This is a genomic window from Streptococcus sp. LPB0220 (assembly GCF_008727815.1).
Taxonomy (GTDB): Bacteria; Bacillota; Bacilli; order Lactobacillales; family Streptococcaceae; genus Streptococcus.
This window is the reverse complement of sequence record NZ_CP044230.1, coordinates 1,439,802-1,458,118: the sequence shown is the minus strand read 5'-3', so window position 1 is coordinate 1,458,118 and position 18,317 is coordinate 1,439,802. Positions and strand designations below refer to the sequence as shown.

Genomic DNA, 18,317 nt, shown 5'->3' with positions numbered 1-18,317 from the left:
TGAATGAAGAAACATCATTTTTGGACGATCCACCTGGATTATTCGATCATTGGAATTGTCTTCACCCTACTTATGATTGGGATCTTATCCGTTTATGTGGCAGTTTCTCATGATTATCCCCAAATGGTGTGGCCTTTTTTGGGGCAGCAATTGGCCTGGATTGGTGTGGGATGTATCATTTGCCTGATTGTGACGATTTTTAGTACGAAATTTCTTTGGAAAATCACTCCCTTTCTTTACCTACTAGGCTTGGCCTTGATGGTTCTTCCTCTTGTTTTTTATAATCCCAACTTGGTGGCTTCAACAGGAGCTAAAAACTGGGTGGCTTATGGGAACATCACCTTATTTCAGCCCTCAGAATTTATGAAGATCCCCTTCATCCTGATGCTGTCACGCTCTATTGTCCGATTTTTGCAAAGAAATAAGGGGCGTGAGCGATTATTACGACAAGATTGGTTTTTGATTCTAGAGTTGACCATCTATACGATTCCGGTCTTTGCCTTATTGGCTCTCCAACAGGACTTGGGAACGGCCTTAGTATTCTTGGCCATTTTTGCGGGCTTAGTGCTCGTTTCAGGAGTTTCCTGGAAAATTATCTTGCCGGTCATCTTGCTTCTGGCAGGTGGATTAGCAGGCTTTCTCTTCCTCTTTCTTTCAGAAGGGGGGCGAGCTTTTCTGCACCAGCAAGTAGGGATGCCAACCTACCAAATGAACCGTATTTTAGCCTGGTTAAATCCTTTTGACTATGCACAAACAACCACCTACCAGCAGGCGCAAGGACAGCTAGCCATTGCCAGTGGTGGACTCTTTGGTCAAGGATTTAATGTATCTAATTTATTGGTTCCCGTAAGGGAAAGTGATATGATTTTTACAGTCGTCGCAGAAGACTTTGGCTTTGTTGGAGCTCTGGTGCTGTTGATTTTATATGTGACCCTGATTTACCGTATTTTAAAAATCACCCTCCAGTCCAACAACCAATTTTATACCTATATTTCCATTGGATTTATTATGATGCTGGTCTTTCATATTTTTGAAAATGTCGGAGCGGTAACGGGCCTTCTCCCCTTGACGGGGATTCCTCTCCCCTTTATCTCACAAGGAGGTTCCTCTATTATTAGTAATATGATTGGTATTGGCCTAGTACTCTCAATATATAATCATAGTAGTAAAAAGAAAGGACCAGAAGAAGAGGTTCCAATCCGTAAAAAAGTAGTCCTTAAAAAGGCGCAATAGTTAGAAAGAAGGAATGAAAATGAAAAAAGTAGCAACGATTTTAGCAAACGGTTTTGAAGAAATTGAAGCCTTGACCATTGTCGATGTTTTGAGACGTGCTGGGATTGACTGCGACCTCATTGGCATGGAAGAAACAGTCACAGGTTCTCACCAAATTACAGTGGAAGTAGATCGCCTTTGGAGTGGAGATCTTTCAGATTATGATGGAATCTTCTTACCAGGTGGGATGCCAGGAGCAGCGAATTTGAGGGACAATGCAGAATTGATCACAGCCCTTCAGGAAGAAAGTGGCAAAGGAAAAACCATCTCTGCAATTTGTGCTGCCCCCATTGTTTTGGCGTGTGCAGGTCTCTTAAAAGATAAACACTATACGTGTTACGATGGCTTTGAAGAAGAGATTCAAGATGGCCATTATCAGAAAGAAACAGTGGTGAAAGATGGTAATCTTCTCACCAGTCGTGGTCCTTCAACAGCCCTAGCCTTAGCTTATGCCTTGGTGGATCATTTTGGAGGAGATGCCCAAAGCCTTCGGCAAGGAATGCTCTATCAGGACGTCTTTGGAGGTGCATAAAAGGGCTCTTTTGGACACAACGGTTTCTGGTGATAGATCACTTTTTATAGTGTGAAATGAGTTTTATTTGATTTAAAATGAAATGACCGTAAAAAATGGCTAAAATCCCCCCTAAATGAGGGTTTTAGCTTATTTTTTTTGTCCATTTGTGGTATAATATTGACTATGAATTATCATGATTTTATATGGGATCTTGGTGGGACGCTATTGGATAATTACGAAACGTCCACAAATGCCTTTGTAGCGACATTGAAGGACTTTCACATCAAAGCCGATCATGATTCTGTTTATGCAGCATTAAAAATCTCAACACAGGATGCAATTCAAACCTTTGCACCTCATATTTCCAATTTTCGTACGGAATACAAGAAAAAAGAAGCCTTGGGCTTGCAAGAGCCGGTCTTATTTGAGGGAGCAAAAGAGTTACTAGAAGAGATCCAAGCACATGGAGGACGCCATTTTTTGGTATCTCATCGGGATCGCCAAGTTTTGACCCTTATTGAACAGACAGGCATTGCACCCTACTTTACGGAGATTGTAACGGCAGACGAGGGCTTTCCTCGAAAACCAGACCCAGCCTCTATGCTTTATTTGAAGGAAAAATATGGTATTCAAGACGGTCTGGTCATCGGAGATCGTCCAATCGATATAGAAGCTGGAAAGGCTGCAGGGCTTTCGACCTATTTATTTGATTCCATGCCACACTTACACCAGTTTATATTTGAATAGAAAAGGGAAATTATGACAGAGGATAAACAGCAAGAAATTCAAGCGCAAGAATATGATGCCAGTCAGATTCAGGTCTTGGAAGGACTAGAAGCCGTTCGGATGCGTCCGGGAATGTATATTGGTTCTACCTCAAAAGAAGGTCTTCATCATCTGGTCTGGGAAATCGTAGATAACTCGATTGACGAAGCCTTAGCTGGTTTTGCTAGCCATATTGAAGTTTTCATTGAAGCAGATAATTCGATCACGGTTGTCGATGATGGTCGTGGGATCCCAGTGGATATCCAAGAAAAGACAGGTCGACCTGCCGTCGAAACTGTCTTTACCGTACTTCACGCAGGAGGAAAATTCGGCGGAGGCGGCTACAAGGTTTCTGGTGGTCTTCACGGGGTCGGATCATCCGTCGTCAACGCCCTCTCCACATCCCTCGATGTTCGCGTCTATAAAAATGGCAGTATCCATTACCAAGAGTATCGACGTGGACACGTTGTGGATGATTTGAAAGTCATCGGGGAGACAGATCGGACAGGGACAACTGTTCACTTTATTCCAGACCCAGAAATCTTCACGGAAACCACCGAGTATGATTTTGAAAAATTAAATAAACGAATTCAAGAACTAGCCTTTTTGAATCGTGGCTTGCGTATTTCTTTGACGGATAAGCGAGAAGGCTTAGAGCAAGAAAAGCATTACCACTACGAAGGTGGGATCTCTAGTTACGTTGAATACATCAATGAAAACAAAGATGTCATCTTTGAAAAACCAATCTACACAGATGGTGAAATGGATGATATTACAGTTGAAGTAGCTATGCAATATACCACAGGCTACCATGAGACGGTCATGAGTTTTGCGAATAACATTCATACCCATGAAGGTGGAACGCATGAACAGGGCTTCCGTACAGCTCTCACTCGTGTGATCAATGATTATGCTAAGAAAAATAAACTCTTAAAAGAAAACGAAGACAATCTAACTGGGGAAGATGTTCGAGAAGGCTTAACAGCAGTGATCTCGGTTAAACATCCAAATCCACAGTTTGAAGGACAAACCAAGACCAAACTTGGAAATTCAGAAGTTGTTAAGATTACCAATCGACTCTTTAGTGATGCCTTTTCTGATTTCCTTTTGGAAAATCCGCAAATTGCTAAGAAAATCGTCGAAAAAGGGATTTTAGCAGCGAAAGCTCGCGTGGCTGCTAAGCGAGCGCGTGAGGTAACCCGTAAGAAATCAGGGCTTGAGATTTCCAACCTACCTGGTAAATTGGCAGATTGTTCTTCAAACAATCCACAAGAAACAGAACTCTTTATCGTCGAAGGGGATTCAGCCGGAGGATCTGCAAAATCTGGTCGAAATCGGGAATTCCAAGCGATTCTCCCAATCCGTGGTAAGATCTTGAACGTTGAAAAAGCAAGTATGGACAAAATTCTAGCCAATGAAGAGATCCGTAGTTTATTTACTGCTATGGGAACTGGATTTGGTGCCGAATTTGATGTTACAAAAGCGCGTTATCAAAAATTAGTGATCATGACCGATGCCGATGTCGATGGCGCTCATATCCGAACCCTTCTATTGACCTTGATCTATCGCTATATGAAACCAGTCTTGGAAGCGGGATATGTTTACATCGCGCAACCACCAATCTATGGGGTCAAAGTCGGTAGTGAAATCAAAGAATATATCCAACCTGGTGCCAACCAAGAAGCTGAATTAGCTGCAGCTTTGGAACGTTATTCAGAAGGTCGCTCAAAACCAACCATCCAACGCTATAAAGGTCTTGGAGAAATGGATGATCACCAATTATGGGAAACAACCATGAATCCAGAACACCGCTTGATGGCACGAGTATCAGTAGACGATGCTGCGGAAGCAGATAAGATCTTTGATATGTTGATGGGGGACCGTGTGGAACCACGTCGTGAATTTATCGAAGAAAACGCTGAATATAGTACACTCGATGTATAAAATTCACCGAACGCTTCCCATTAATGGATATTTTATGGTATAATTACTAGGATTACGTTCAAGTAATACGATGAAGGAGTTTTTATATGTCTAGTGGACTAATTGTTCTCATCTTTATTGTCGCCCTTATCTTGATTGTAGGATATGTGGTTGCAGTCATTTTGAGAAAACGAAATGAAGCCTTACTGGCAGCACTGGAAGAACGAAAAGAAAAGTTATACAACCTTCCGGTCAACGATGAAGTAGAGGCCGTAAAAAACATGCATTTGATTGGTCAAAGTCAAGTTGCATTTCGTGAATGGAATCAAAAATGGGTAGATTTATCCTTAAATTCATTTGCTGATATTGAAAACAATCTGTTTGAAGCGGAAGGCTATAATAATTCTTTCCGTTTCATGAAGGCTAAACAAGCCATTGACAATATCGAAAGTCAGATCCAATTGATCGACGAAGATATCAAGGCGATTCGCAAAGCCCTTTCTGATCTGGAAGAGCAGGAACAAAAGAATAGCGGTCGTGTGGTTCATGCCTTGGATATGTTTGAAGAACTTCAAAAAGAAGTCACTTCAGACCCAGATCGTTATGGCAGTGCGCTTCCTGAAATTGAAAAACAAATTGGAAATATTCAATCTGAGTTCTCACAATTTGTAACCTTGAATTCTTCAGGTGACCCTGTTGAAGCGGCTGAAATCCTTGATACAGCTGAAAATCATATTGTAGCCTTAAAACAAATTGTTGAGCGAGTGCCAGAAATTGCCACTGCCCTTCAAGCAAAACTTCCAGACCAATTAGAGGATTTGGAAAGTGGCTACCGCAAGCTTTTGGAATCTGGTTACCACTTCACTGAAACAGATATTGAATCTCGTTTCCAACAGTTGCATGCTTCCTTGAAGAACAATATGGCAAATGTATCTGCCCTTGAATTGGACAATGCCATTTACGAAAATGAACAAATTCAAGAAGAAATCGATGCTTTGTATCACATCTTTACCCGTGAAATTGAATCACAAAAAGTTGTGAAGAAGTTAGTGAAACAACTGCCTGGCTATTTGAAACACGCAAAAGATAACAATAGCAACCTTGCAGCAGAAGTGGAACGCCTTGGTAAAACATTCGTCTTGAATGAAGCTTTCAGCCAACAGTTAAAAGAGTTGGAAGCTGAGCTATCTTCACAAGAAAATGTGGTAGAAGATGCCTTGAAAGATTCATCTGAAACACAAAAGGCCTATTCTATCGTAGAAGAAGAATTAGAAGCCATTGAAGCTCGCTTGAAAGAAATCGAAGATGAGCAAATTGGCTTAAGTGATTCCCTTTCAAAAATTGAAAAAGACGATGCCAATGCTCGCCAAAAAGTTAATATCTATGCCAACCGTTTGCATGCCATTAAACGCTATATGGACAAACGAAACTTGCCAGGAATCCCTCAAGAATTCTTGGAATTATTCTTCACAGCAAGCAACAATACAGAGGCTTTGATGGATGAGTTGGAAGGGGATAAAATCAACATCGAATCAACCAATCGTTTGTTAGATATTTTGACCAATGATATGAATGAATTGGAAGAAGCGACTTATCGAATTGTACAAAATGCTACTTTAACCGAGCAGTTATTGCAATACTCGAACCGTTACCGTTCATTTGATGATCATGTGCAAGCAGCTTTTGATGAATCCCTTTATATTTTCGAAAGAGAATATGACTATGCAGCTTCCTTCAAAGTCATCTCAGATGCTTTGGAGATGGTAGAAGCTGGAGTGACCGATCGCTTTGTAACTTCATATGAAAAAACCCGGGAGCAAATTCGCTTCTAATAATAGAAAAATGACCTTTTAGGAGGTCGTTTTTTTATCTTCAAATCATCATTGAAACTTGAAATTTAAACCCTATTTTTGTATAGTAAGGAAGAAATAAGAAAGGAAAGCGATGAAAGAAGTAACAGGTCTCCTCGTTATGGATGTAGATGGAACTTTGATCCAACAAGAAGGAATTGATTTACTAGCTCAAGAAGCTGGCGTGGGACAAAAAGTAGCAGAGATTACAGCCCAAGCAATGAATGGAGAGCTGGATTTTGCAGCCTCTTTAGAGGCGCGTGTTGCTTTATTGAAGGGATTAGAGGCCTCTATCTTTCCGAAAATTTTGGAGCAGATGGAAGTCACGCCGGGTGCTGAAAGCTTAATCACGGAACTTCATCAAAGAGGTTACAAGGTTGGCCTTGTTTCCGGGGGATTTCATGAAGTTATCGATCCCATCGCGAAGTCTTTAGGAATTGATCTGGTTCGTGCTAATCGTTTGCAGACTTTTGATGGCCGTCTGACAGGGAAAGTGCTCGGAGAGATTGTGACCCCTGAAAGAAAAAAAGACTCTCTCCTGACATGGGCGAGAGAAAATCATATTCCACGAAGTCAGACGATTGCTATGGGAGATGGTGCCAATGATCTTCCCATGATTGAAACAGCCGGAATCGGGATTGCCTTTATGGCAAAGCCGATCGTTGCCGAACGAGCTCCATACCGTATTGAAACGAGGGATCTAAGCCTTGTTCTTGAAATTCTAGACCAGCATAGAAAGGAAACAGCATGCATATCCTACTAGCACCGGATTCATTTAAAGAATCCTTATCCGCCAAACAAGTAGCAGAAGCCTTAAAAAAAGGATTTCAAGAGGCTCTACCAGATGCAACTTTTGACCTCCTTCCCATAGGGGATGGTGGCGAAGGAACCATGGATACACTCGCTGACGTTCTGAATTTAACCAAGAAGCATACTCAGGTAACAGGACCATTTGGGAAGCCTGTTTCAATGGCTTACTACCAAAAAGATGAGATGGCATTTTTTGAGATGGCCTCTCTTGTTGGCTTAGGCTCTATCCCAGCTGAAAAACGCAATCCACTAGAACTAGAGACACGAGGAATTGGTGAACTGATTTTGCAATTGGTTGACCAAGGGGTTAAAACGATCTGTGTGGGAATTGGTGGTTCAGCGACCAATGATGGTGGGATTGGGATGGCAGCCGGACTAGGGGTAGCCTTCTATGATGACCAAGGTCATCTGCTTCGTCCTGTAGGTGCTTCGATCGGTCGTGTGGATAGAATAGATACCAGTGCGGTTCCAAATGCTTTACAAGACATCGAGCTCCTGGTCTTAACGGATGTCACCAATCCTCTCTGTGGCAGTCAAGGAGCAACCTATATCTTTAGCGGGCAAAAGGGTTTGAATCCCCTTCTGTTTCCAGCTGTCGACCAGGCTATGCAGGATTTTTACCAGCTAGCAGATGCACGAATATTGTCCATGGCTGGCGCCGGAGCTGGAGGTGGCATGGCAGCAGGCTTGGTTGCTTTTGCGGGAGGTCAGATTTCCTCAGGAATTGAGAAAAGTTTGGATCTAATCGACTTCGATCGTAAGGTTCAAAAAGCGGATCTGGTCGTCGTGGGAGAAGGTAGGATGGACCTCCAATCTTTGTCTGGAAAAGCTCCTGTCGGGGTAGCCAAACGAACACCAGAGAAGATCCCAGTGCTTGCTATTTGTGGCGGCTTAGCAGAGGATTTGCCAGCTTTCCCAAGTCATCATATTGAGGCTGCCTTCTCTATTGTACCAGGTCCTTGTGAGGTGGCAGATGCACTCACTCATGCTGAAAGGAATCTGATTTCCTGTGCTCGAAATATTGGTAACCTCTTAAAAATGAAAGCAAACTAAAAAACCAATTGAAAAGGAAATTCCTTTTCAATTGGTTCTTTCTTTAGCCAAAGAGGCGTTTCCAAAATGATTTTTTTTCAGGTGCTGTGCTCTCTTCTTTCTTTTCAAACAAATTTGGATACTGGAGGCTGATATCGGTTGGAGAAATTCCAGATGGATGATCAGTATGGATGATGAGACCAAAGGGAGAGTGGCGACAGTCATCTGAAACAATGCTTGCCACAAGACCAAGATCCTTTGTTTTTTTCAAATATTGAAGTTGGCTGCTTTCATCCAAGGCAGGCGAAATCTTGACCAATACAGGTTCAAAGCGTTCTGAAATATTCGTAAGAATTGAAGAATAGTGCTCCAAATAGAGATTGTCCCTTGCCTCCTCCAAGGTGCATGAAGCAATCACCCGCTCCTCATAAGTCTCCAAAAATCGACGCTGCTCATCCGGATTGAATCGAGTAGGACCAGCAGCTTTTTCTAAAATCGTTTTATTAATATCTGTCATAAGTTTAGTATAGCATAAAGCGTAGCAGAAGAGTAGAAGAATGCGAAAAAATTAAATAAGGAGGGGAAATGGCAGAAAATAAGATAGTGGAACCGTTTTCTTGTTAAAAACTTCTCAATTTTCGTAGATTTCCTTGTTTTTTCTTGAAAAAATAGCCTAATTACGATATGATAGAGGAGTAAAAAATATAACTCAATAAGGAGAGTAAGAAATGTCAATTATTACTGATGTTTACGCTCGCGAAGTCCTAGACTCACGCGGTAACCCAACACTTGAAGTAGAAGTATATACTGAATCAGGTGCTCATGGACGTGGTATGGTTCCATCAGGAGCTTCTACTGGTGAACACGAAGCAGTTGAACTTCGTGACGGTGACAAATCTCGTTACGGTGGTCTTGGAACTCAAAAGGCTGTTGACAACGTAAACAACATTATTGCTGAAGCAATCATCGGCTATGATGTACGTGATCAACAAGCTATCGACCGTGCTATGATCGCTCTTGACGGTACTCCTAACAAAGGTAAATTGGGAGCAAACGCAATCCTTGGTGTGTCTATCGCTGTAGCTCGTGCTGCTGCTGACTACCTTGAAATCCCACTTTACAGCTACCTTGGTGGATTCAACACTAAAGTTCTTCCAACTCCAATGATGAACATCATCAATGGTGGATCTCACTCAGATGCTCCAATCGCTTTCCAAGAATTCATGATCGTACCTGCTGGTGCACCTACATTCAAAGAAGCTCTTCGTTGGGGTGCTGAAATCTTCCACGCTCTTAAGAAAATCCTTAAAGGTCGTGGTCTTGAAACAGCCGTTGGTGACGAAGGTGGATTTGCTCCTCGTTTCGACGGAACTGAAGATGGTGTAGAAACTATCATCGCTGCTATCGAAGCTGCTGGTTATGTTCCAGGTAAAGACGTATTTATCGGATTTGACTGTGCATCATCAGAATTCTACGATAAAGAACGCAAAGTTTACGATTACACTAAATTCGAAGGTGAAGGAGCTGCTGTCCGCACTGCTGCTGAACAAATCGACTACCTTGAAGAATTGGTAAACAAATACCCAATCATCACTATCGAAGATGGTATGGACGAAAACGACTGGGACGGTTGGAAAGCTCTTACTGAACGTCTTGGTGGTAAAGTTCAATTGGTTGGTGACGACTTCTTCGTAACAAACACTGACTACCTTTCACGTGGTATCGAAGAAAAATGTGCTAACTCAATCCTTATCAAAGTTAACCAAATCGGTACTCTTACTGAAACATTCGACGCTATCGAAATGGCGAAAGAAGCTGGTTACACTGCCGTTGTATCACACCGTTCAGGTGAAACTGAAGATTCAACAATCGCTGACATCGCAGTTGCAACAAACGCTGGACAAATCAAGACTGGTTCACTTTCACGTACAGACCGTATCGCTAAATACAACCAATTGCTTCGCATCGAAGATCAACTTGGTGAAGTAGCTGAATACCGTGGATTGAAATCATTCTACAACCTTAAGAAATAAGCTAGTTTACTAGACTAAAAAGATCCTTGAGTTTTCTCAAGGATCTTTTTTGCGATCGGCTCAAACAAAAACTCCCCAACACATGGTTGAGGAGCAGTTCTTTTAGAACAAGCCTTTCAGTTTGTCCAAGGCACCGCTGACCATTTCGTTTCCTGAAACAAGTCCTTTTGCTTGTTCAAGATAATCACCGAGGTTGTCTTTGTTGTCTTCGACAAATTTCTTGGCAGCATCGAAATCTTTCTTTTCGATCATCTCTTTCACTTGGTTAAATAAGTCCAATGGATTCATGTTATGGCTCCTAAAATATAAGTTGTGAAGTCAGGCTCACGCCTTTTTCTCATCTATTTAATCATTTTTTAAAAGGTTTGACAACTGAAACGACTTAATGAAAAACGGTACAAACGGCTTCTGGAACGTAAAAGTCATGGGATAGTGAAGACAAACGTCCAGTAGCTGGATCACGTTTGAAGACAGTGGCATTTGGGGAATCTTGATGGGCTGCAATGAGGTAGTGTTGATCGGGACTGAGGGTGAAATCACGAGGATTTAGGCCACCTGTTGGGACGATCTCGATAAGTTTCAAGCTCCCGTCAGCAATCACTTCAAATACAGCAATAGAATTGTGTGCACGGTTAGAGGCATAAAGGAATTTTCCATCAGCTGAGAGCTTGATCGCAGAAGCCCATTTTTGACCATCGTAGTCTGATGGAAGTGTGGAAACAGTTTGGAAGTGTTCGAATTCACCCATACCGTCATAAAAGAGCACATCGATCGTAGCATTTAATTCATTGATGAGATAAGCAGTCTTATAGTGAGGATGAAAGACCAGGTGACGAGGTCCTGCCCCTGGGGCTGTTTGATACTGATTGATCAGGGTTAGATTTCCTTCCTCGCTGACATCATAGACATGCAAACTATCTGTTCCTAGGTCACACGTGATCAGGTACTGATCTGGTGTCAGATCAGCGAAGTGAACATGGGGACTGGCTTGGTTTTCGTGTGGTCCCTTGCCTTCGTGAGTGTCTTGGTCGATGAAGCTCAGCTGGCCGTCGTCTTCTATCTTGTAGACGAGCACTTGCCCTTTGTGATAGTTGGCTCCGTATACGAGTTGGCGCTTGTCATCGACAGAGACATAGCAGAGTGGAGCTCCCTCTTCAACAACGTGATTGAGCGGCTGAAAATCAGCTGTAAAACTTGCGATTCCTCCTTTTCCCTCTTCAGCTCCGACGCTATAGAGGTTGCCTTTTTCAGAAAAGGCGATATAGGTTGGATTGGGCTCAGCTGCCACTAGTTCCAGATGGTTCAATGTCCCTGTTTCAGGGTCAAATTGTGCCTTGTATATTCCTTTGGATTCTTTTTTGGTATAGGTACCGAAATAAATGGTTTGAGACATAGGTCACCTCGTATGATTTGTTAGGTTTATTATATCAAAGGTCCTATTGGAAGGCAATTGCTAGTTGAAAAGGGGAGGGCCTTTCTTTCTTATTTTGCTAGTTTTTTCGTAACTTCAAGCTCAAAAAATGCTAAAATAGAAACAGATTGAAATGAAAAGGAGTTCTCTGTGGATAATAAAGAAAAACAGTTTAGTTTGTCCTGGTTTTTTAGATGGTTTTTAGACAACAAGGCCATTACCGTATTTTTAGTTACCTTGCTGTTGGGCTTGAACCTTTTGGTTTTGAGTAAAATCACCTTTATTTTTATTCCTATTTTTGAGTTTGCAGGAGCCGTCATGCTGCCTGTTATTATCTCTGGTTTGCTCTATTACCTGCTCAACCCTATTGTTGACTTTCTTGAAAGAAAAGGACTCAAGCGGATTTTTGCGATTTCCTTAGTCTTTTTCTTGATTGCAGTGCTTTTAATTTGGGGTCTAGCTGTAGTGATTCCATCCGTCCAACGACAAGTGGTGAGTTTCTTTCATAACCTGCCAACTTATTTGGAAAAGGCCAATGCAACCATCGATGATTTTCTAGATAATCGCGTCTCCTCAGATATCAAACCCCAATTAGATGAAATCACTAAGGAATTGTCTGCAAATATTACTTCTTGGGCCAGTTCGATTTCTGGGCGGGCTGTCAATTGGGTCAGCAACTTGATCGGAGTGGCTTCGCAAGTTATTGTTGCCTTGATCATTATGCCTTTTATTGTCTTTTATCTTCTTCGAGATGGAAAAAATTTAAAGGGCCACATTGTTCGCTTCTTACCAACTAAGATTCGTAAATCGGCTGAACAAGTTCTTTCAGATGTCAATACCCAACTCTCCAACTACGTTCGAGGGCAAATTACGGTAGCCATTGTCGTCGCCATTATGTTCATCATCTTCTTTAAGATCATTGGCTTGCGCTATGCGGTGACACTGGGGATCTCTGCGGGAATCTTGAATTTGATCCCATACTTGGGTAGTTTCTTAGCCATGTTACCTGCCTTAGTATTGGGCTTGGTAGCAGGACCAGAGATGTTTATCAAGGTCTTGATTGTATTTGCAGTGGAGCAAACCATTGAAGGACGTTTTGTATCACCTTTGGTTTTGGGAAGCCAGTTAAATATCCATCCGATTACCATTTTGTTTGTGCTCTTGACGTCAGGATCTATGTTTGGAATCTGGGGAGTTTTCCTTGGAATTCCAGTCTATGCATCTGCTAAGGTGGTGATCGGAGCTATCTTTGAATGGTATAAGGTTGTCAGTGGTTTGTATGAAGAACATAATGAAGTAGAAGAGGAAACACACAGTGAGTCATAGTCAACAAATGGTAGAGGCTCTCGATCGGCAGGAGCTAGAAGAAGCAGAAGTTCAATTTCAACAGGCTTTGTTAGAAGATAGTGAAGCACAATTATTGGATTTAGGTCAATATCTTGAAAGTATCGGTTTTTACCCTCAGGCAAAGGAGATCTATGAACAGATTGCAGAAACCTATCCAGAAGTGTATCTAAGTTTGGCAACCATCCTTGCAGAGGAAGGTCAAATGGAAGAGGCCTTTGCTTATTTAGAAGAAATTGAGCCAGACTCTAACTGGTATGTGGCCAGTCTCTTGGTTAAGGCGGATCTCTATCAGCTAGAAGGCCTAGCAGATGTGGCGCGTGAAAAATTAGTTGAAGCAGCCCGTCTGTCTGATGATCCCATCATTCAATTAGGCCTAGCTGAAATTGATCTGGAATTGGAACGCTACCAAGAGGCTATCCAAGAGTATGCCCAGTTGGACAATCGGGAGATTTTGGAAGCAACAGGAATTTCCACCTATCAACGAATTGGTTTTGCCTATGCCAATCTTGGTAAGTTTGAAGCAGCTGTTCCCTTCTTAGAGAAAGCTCTGGAGATTGAGTTTGATGACCAGATTGCTTACGAATTAGCGACCTTATTGTCTGACCAAGAAGAATTCCAAAAAGCCCTGATCTACTACAAACAAATTGATACCTTGTCGCCTGATTTTGAGGGCTATGAGTATGGTTATGCTTTAGCTTTACAGTCTGAAAATGACCGTGAAAAAGCACTTGAGATTGCTAAACAAGGGATCCAGAAGAATCCCTTTGACGCCCAATTGAAGCTTCTTGCTTCTCAGCTTTCTTATGAACTTCACCAGCCTGAACAGGCAGAAGCTTATCTATTAGAGGCTAAAGAAGTGGCAGATGATCTCGAAGAGATTGCTCTTCGCCTGACCACCCTTTATTTGGAACAGGAACGCTTTGACCAAGTCTTGGCTTGGCAAAATGAAGAAGTCGAAACGGTTGTCACCCGTTGGAACATTGCCCGTGCTTTGGCTGCCTTGGAGAAAACAGAAGAGGCCGTCTCAGCCTACCAAGAGCTTTATGAGGATTTAAAGGACAACCCAGAATTCCTCGAAGCCTATGTTTACTTGTTGCGTGAGGCTGGAGATGTGACGAAGGCGCGTGAAGTGGCGAACCAGTATTTGGCGATCGTACCAGACGATGTACAGATGCAAACCCTCTATGATAGCCTCTAATCAAAACCATATCGTGAAGATTCGGAATAGTTTGTGGTATACTGGTAGAAGATAGAATGAGGAGAGAAAAACATGGAACCAGTGAAACTTTTTCAATACAATACCTTAGGTGCCCTAATGGCGGGTCTGTACGGGGGTTCATTTACGATTGGAGAACTCTTGGAACACGGAGATCTAGGAGTTGGGACGCTTGATTCTATTGATGGAGAGTTGATCGTATTAGATGGTAAGGCATATCAGGCCAAGGGATCAGGTGATCATCCTGAAATAGTCGAAGTTTCTCTGGATGCCAAGGTTCCTTATGCAGCAGTCGTCCCTCACCAAGCAGAAGTAATTTTCCGCCAACGCTTTGAAATGACGGACGAGGAATTGGAAGCCCGTATTGAATCTTATTACGATGGGGAAAATCTTTTCCGCTCCATTAAGATTCGTGGTGACTTTGCCAAGATGCATGTCCGTATGATTCCAAAATCAACACCAGAGATGAAGTTTGCAGAGGTTGCAACCCATCAGCCAGAGTATACACGAGAAAATGTCACTGGAACCATCGTCGGTTTTTGGACACCAGAAATTTTCCATGGCGTGAGCGTGGCTGGTTATCATTTGCACTTTATTTCAGATGACCACACCTTTGGTGGCCATGTGATGGATTTTGTCATCTCAGAAGGGATTGTAGAGGTGGGGGCTATCGATCAGCTGGATCAACGTTTCCCAGTCCAAGACCGTCAGTACCTCTTTGCCAAATTCAATGTTGATGAGGTCAAAGAAGACATCAATAAAGCAGAATAAAAAGAGGCTGGGACAAAAGTCCTAGCCTCTCAATTATTTTTGGATTGTCGAGCAAGACGCAGTGGTTGAGTGGGCTCTACTACGCTGATTTCATCAGCTTTTACAGCCCTACTCAACAGTGCGGAGGTGGGACGACGAAATCGAATTCTAACGAATTACCGATTTCTGTCCTACTCTCTTTTATTTTTGAAATCAGTCTGTTAATTTCATGGCTTTGATTTTTTCTTCTTCGGGAGTGACCCGCAGAGTCTTTTGGCCAGTGTAGGTGACAAAACCTGGTTTTCCACCAGTTGGTTTATTGAGTTTCTTGGCTTCGATCATATCTACTTGGACCAGGTTTGAGAGACGGGCCTTGGAATAGTAGGCCGCCAACTCTGCAGCATCGGTTTTCACTTCATCCGATGGATTTAGATTTCCTGTAATGACGACGTGGCTTCCCGGGATATCCTTGGCATGGAACCAGAGTTCATCTTTTTTAGCAATTTTAAAGGTCAGTTCATCGTTTTGCAGATTATTGCGACCCACTAAAATGATGGTTTTTCCATCACTCGCCAGGTATTTTTCTGGTTTTTTCCGTTTATGAATTTTTTCACGGTTGCGCCGTTTGATAAAGCCGGTCTGGATTAGCTCTTCTCGAATTTCTGCCACCTCAGCCAGGCTCGCTTGAGAAAGGGCTGTTTCAACCGTTTCAAGATAAGAAATGGTTTCCTTGGTTTCTTGAATGAGGATGGTCAAATGTTTGACGGCTTCTTTTAACTTCTGGTAGCGTTTGAAGTAGCGTTGGGCATTTTGATTGGGGGTCAGGGCTTTGTTGAGTTGGATGGTAATGGGCTCGTTGGTATAGTAATTATCCAAAACAACCTGGTCTTGGTCGTTTGGTACCTGATGGAGGAAGGTTGTCAGCAATTCTCCTTTTTGGCGGAATTCTTCCGCATTGTCGGTCGCCACCAACTCAGCTTCTTGTTTGGCTAATTTTTTCCGGTTCTTTTCAAGATCGTTTTCAACCTTGCGGATTAATTCACTGGCCTGTTGTTGCACCCGATCGCGCTCAGCCTTGTCTCGATAATAGTCATCCAGCAGATCGGAAAGTGTCTCAAAGGTTTGACCGGTCGCATCTGCAAATGGGATAGCCGAGAAGGATTTGGTTGTTAGGCGTGGCTCAGTTGGGGCTTGGAAAAAGGCCCGGAAGGTCTTTAATTTCTCATCCGTCTCAAGTCGCTTGGCCAATTCTTGAGCCGTATCTCGCCCCAAACCCTGGAAACATTTTTGAAGGTTCTTTGGACTTAATTCTTCTTTGTGAAGAAGGGCAAAAAGGTATTCATCTCCAATTGTAAAAGGATTGACCGCGTCGGTTTTCGGAGGAGCTACATAGGTTGATCCAGGGAGAATGGTCCGGTAGCTATTTTGTGAGAAGCCGACATGTTTAATGGCCTCGATGATTTTATTGCTGGTCCGGTCTAGGAGAATAATATTACTGTGCTTGCCCATGATTTCGATCATTAAGCTGACAGAAATGGCATCTCCAATTTCGTTTTTATTGGAGACACGGATTTCGAGAATCCGGTCGTTCTCCAATTGCTCAATCCCTTCGATGACAGCGCCTTGAAGATACTTGCGCATGACCATAATAAAGGTATTAGGAAAGGCAGGATTTTCAAAGTTGGTATGGGTCCGTTGGATCCGTCCGAAAACAGAATGGGCAGAGAGCAAGAGTTTTTGGTTTTTCCGATTGCCTCGGATTTGGAGTACCAATTCTTGCTCGAAAGGTTGATTAATTTTTTGAATGCGACCACTTAAGAGTTCAGCCTTCAATTCGTGGACCATATGGTGTAAAAAAAATCCATCAAAAGACATGGGATTCCTCATCATTCTAGCGTTTATTCTAGTAAATTATATCAAAAATAGAGCGGAAATCCCAGAAAGAAGCAAGGGGATGTAATATAGAAAATGCGAACGTTTCCAAAAAAATACTGAAAAAGTATTGACATTTTTGAAAGAAAACTTTAAAATGTAAGAAATTAGAAAAGTAGTAAATGAAAGTTTCAAGAGAGCCCACGGTTGCTGAGAGTGGGTAGCGGCAGTTTATGAAATTGGACTAATGATGAGATGAATTTGAAACAATAAAAATTCGGTTGGCACACCTTATCGTGCAACTTGTTGCTAGACAAGACAGAGATATGGGGGGAGACTATCCTTTTCCCATAAGTGAGGTGGCACCGCGATGACACGTCCTCACATAGCTTTTGCTATGTGTGGGCGTGTTTTTTGTTTTAGATGAGAAGGGAGAAAAGATATGAAGAAACGATGGCGTCGCATTCTTTAGAGGATGAAAAATAGAAGAAAATGAAAAAATAGAAGAGGTAGTAAAATGAAAAATAAACGGTTAATGGGAATTATTGGTTTGATTGCAGCAGCAGTCATTGGGACAGCGATCTATTCAGCTACAGCTGGTAAGGACAACAAGGCAGCAACTAGCAATGAAAAGGCAAAAGTTGGGGTCTTGCAGTTGGTCAGCCACCCTTCGCTTGATTTGATCTACAAGGGGATTCAAGATGGTCTAGCTGAAGAAGGCTATGACAAGGACAAAGTGGACATTGATTTCCTCAATGCAGAAGGGGACCAAAACAAGGTTGCAACTATGAGTAAGCAATTGGCAGAAAAAGATAATCAAGTCTTGATTGGGATTGCAACCCCATCTGCTCAAGGTTTGGCTAGTGCAACCAAAGACAAACCAATTGTCATGGGTGCTGTAACCGATCCAGTCGGTGCAAACTTGGTCAAAGATTTGAAAAAACCAGGTGGCAATATCACTGGGGTATCTGACCACAATCCTACTGAGCAACAGTTGAAATTGATCAAAGAGTTGACTCCAAACGTAAAAACAATCGGGGTTCTTTACTCAACCAGTGAAGACAATTCTAAATCTCAAGTAGAAGAATTTACAAAATTGGCTGAAAAAGCAGGCTACAAGGTGGTTCCGTATTCAGTTCCTTCTACAAACGAAATTGCTTCAACAGTATCGGTTATGTCAGGTAAAGTGGATGCTATCTGGGTTCCAATCGACAATACCATCGCATCAGCATTCTCAACTGTTGTTGAAGCCAATAAAGATGCTAAAAAACCAATCTTCCCAAGTGCGACAGCCATGGTAGAAGCTGGTGGCCTTGGTTCAGTCGTTGTCGACCAACACGATCTTGGAGTAGCAACTGGTAAAATGGCTGCGAAGATCTTGAAAGGTCAAAAACCTGCGGATACACCTGTTGAAATCTTTAGCCAAGGAAAATCTGTCATCAATAAAAAAGTCGCAGATGAATTGGGTATTACTATTCCAGAATCTGTCTTGAAAGATGCTGGACAAGTCATTAAATAAAAA

General features: G+C 42.3%; 16 protein-coding genes. 12 read left to right on the top strand and 4 right to left on the bottom strand.

The features are described 5' to 3' along the window. The first annotated feature begins 3 nt into the window (after nucleotides 1-3). From LPB220_RS07595 to LPB220_RS07565, 7 genes are all read left to right on the top strand, one after another. The gene (locus tag LPB220_RS07595) at nucleotides 4-1,233 is read left to right on the top strand and encodes an FtsW/RodA/SpoVE family cell cycle protein (RefSeq protein WP_150906363.1); all 1,230 of its coding nucleotides are present in this window, start codon (nucleotides 4-6) and stop codon (nucleotides 1,231-1,233) included. Nucleotides 1,234-1,252: 19 nt separating this feature from the next. Continuing rightward, nucleotides 1,253-1,804, top strand: a complete 552-nt coding sequence (locus LPB220_RS07590) for a DJ-1 family glyoxalase III (protein WP_150906362.1) — start codon at nucleotides 1,253-1,255, stop codon at nucleotides 1,802-1,804. Nucleotides 1,805-1,969: 165 nt separating this feature from the next. Further along, nucleotides 1,970-2,533: an HAD-IA family hydrolase gene (locus tag LPB220_RS07585; RefSeq protein ID WP_150906361.1), complete on the top strand. Its 564-nt coding sequence runs from the start codon at nucleotides 1,970-1,972 to the stop codon at nucleotides 2,531-2,533. A 12-nt stretch (nucleotides 2,534-2,545) separates the two neighbouring features. Beyond that, nucleotides 2,546-4,495 (top strand): DNA topoisomerase (ATP-hydrolyzing) subunit B, encoded by a 1,950-nt coding sequence (gyrB, locus tag LPB220_RS07580; protein ID WP_023918630.1) that lies wholly within the window; start codon nucleotides 2,546-2,548, stop codon nucleotides 4,493-4,495. 86 nt (nucleotides 4,496-4,581) lie between these two features. After that, entirely contained in the window at nucleotides 4,582-6,306 is a 1,725-nt protein-coding gene (gene ezrA / locus LPB220_RS07575) for a septation ring formation regulator EzrA (protein ID WP_150906360.1), read from the top strand. 112 nt (nucleotides 6,307-6,418) lie between these two features. Continuing rightward, the gene (gene serB, locus LPB220_RS07570; RefSeq protein WP_150906359.1) at nucleotides 6,419-7,087 is read left to right on the top strand and encodes a phosphoserine phosphatase SerB; all 669 of its coding nucleotides are present in this window, start codon (nucleotides 6,419-6,421) and stop codon (nucleotides 7,085-7,087) included. Further along, a complete protein-coding gene (locus tag LPB220_RS07565; protein WP_150906358.1) occupies nucleotides 7,072-8,187 on the top strand; it encodes a glycerate kinase in 1,116 nt (371 codons plus the stop codon). The genes serB and LPB220_RS07565 overlap by 16 nt, the downstream gene beginning before the upstream one ends. 43 nt (nucleotides 8,188-8,230) lie before the next feature. Here LPB220_RS07565 and LPB220_RS07560 read toward each other — a convergent pair whose 3' ends face one another. Beyond that, the gene (locus LPB220_RS07560; protein WP_045759659.1) at nucleotides 8,231-8,683 is read right to left on the bottom strand and encodes a DUF1694 domain-containing protein; all 453 of its coding nucleotides are present in this window, start codon (nucleotides 8,681-8,683) and stop codon (nucleotides 8,231-8,233) included. Nucleotides 8,684-8,894: 211 nt separating this feature from the next. Here LPB220_RS07560 and eno point away from each other — a divergent pair, with 211 nt between their 5' ends. Next, complete coding sequence (gene eno / locus LPB220_RS07555) at nucleotides 8,895-10,199, top strand: surface-displayed alpha-enolase (protein ID WP_021153554.1); 1,305 nt, start codon at nucleotides 8,895-8,897, stop codon at nucleotides 10,197-10,199. A 102-nt stretch (nucleotides 10,200-10,301) separates the two neighbouring features. Here the strand turns inward: eno and LPB220_RS07550 are convergent, their stop codons facing one another. Continuing rightward, a complete protein-coding gene (locus LPB220_RS07550; RefSeq protein ID WP_031574544.1) occupies nucleotides 10,302-10,487 on the bottom strand; it encodes a hypothetical protein in 186 nt (61 codons plus the stop codon). Nucleotides 10,488-10,581: 94 nt separating this feature from the next. After that, entirely contained in the window at nucleotides 10,582-11,592 is a 1,011-nt protein-coding gene (locus LPB220_RS07545; RefSeq protein WP_031574541.1) for a lactonase family protein, read from the bottom strand. A 168-nt stretch (nucleotides 11,593-11,760) separates the two neighbouring features. Here LPB220_RS07545 and LPB220_RS07540 point away from each other — a divergent pair, with 168 nt between their 5' ends. The 3 genes from LPB220_RS07540 (at nucleotide 11,761) to budA (ending at nucleotide 14,944) form a co-directional block, all read left to right on the top strand. After that, nucleotides 11,761-12,936 (top strand): AI-2E family transporter, encoded by a 1,176-nt coding sequence (locus tag LPB220_RS07540; protein WP_070506531.1) that lies wholly within the window; start codon nucleotides 11,761-11,763, stop codon nucleotides 12,934-12,936. Further along, entirely contained in the window at nucleotides 12,926-14,155 is a 1,230-nt protein-coding gene (locus tag LPB220_RS07535) for a tetratricopeptide repeat protein (RefSeq protein WP_150906357.1), read from the top strand. Before LPB220_RS07540 ends, LPB220_RS07535 begins: the two co-directional genes overlap by 11 nt. A gap of 72 nt (nucleotides 14,156-14,227) precedes the next feature. Then, a complete protein-coding gene (budA, locus tag LPB220_RS07530; RefSeq protein ID WP_150906356.1) occupies nucleotides 14,228-14,944 on the top strand; it encodes an acetolactate decarboxylase in 717 nt (238 codons plus the stop codon). Between the two features lie 192 nt (nucleotides 14,945-15,136). Here the strand turns inward: budA and LPB220_RS07520 are convergent, their stop codons facing one another. Continuing rightward, nucleotides 15,137-16,798, bottom strand: coding sequence for an NFACT family protein (locus tag LPB220_RS07520; RefSeq protein WP_150906355.1), 1,662 nt, complete (start codon nucleotides 16,796-16,798; stop codon nucleotides 15,137-15,139). Nucleotides 16,799-17,312: 514 nt separating this feature from the next. Between LPB220_RS07520 and trpX the strand changes: the two genes are divergently transcribed. Beyond that, entirely contained in the window at nucleotides 17,313-18,314 is a 1,002-nt protein-coding gene (gene trpX, locus LPB220_RS07515; protein ID WP_031574527.1) for a tryptophan ABC transporter substrate-binding protein, read from the top strand. The last annotated feature ends 3 nt before the right edge of the window (nucleotides 18,315-18,317 follow it).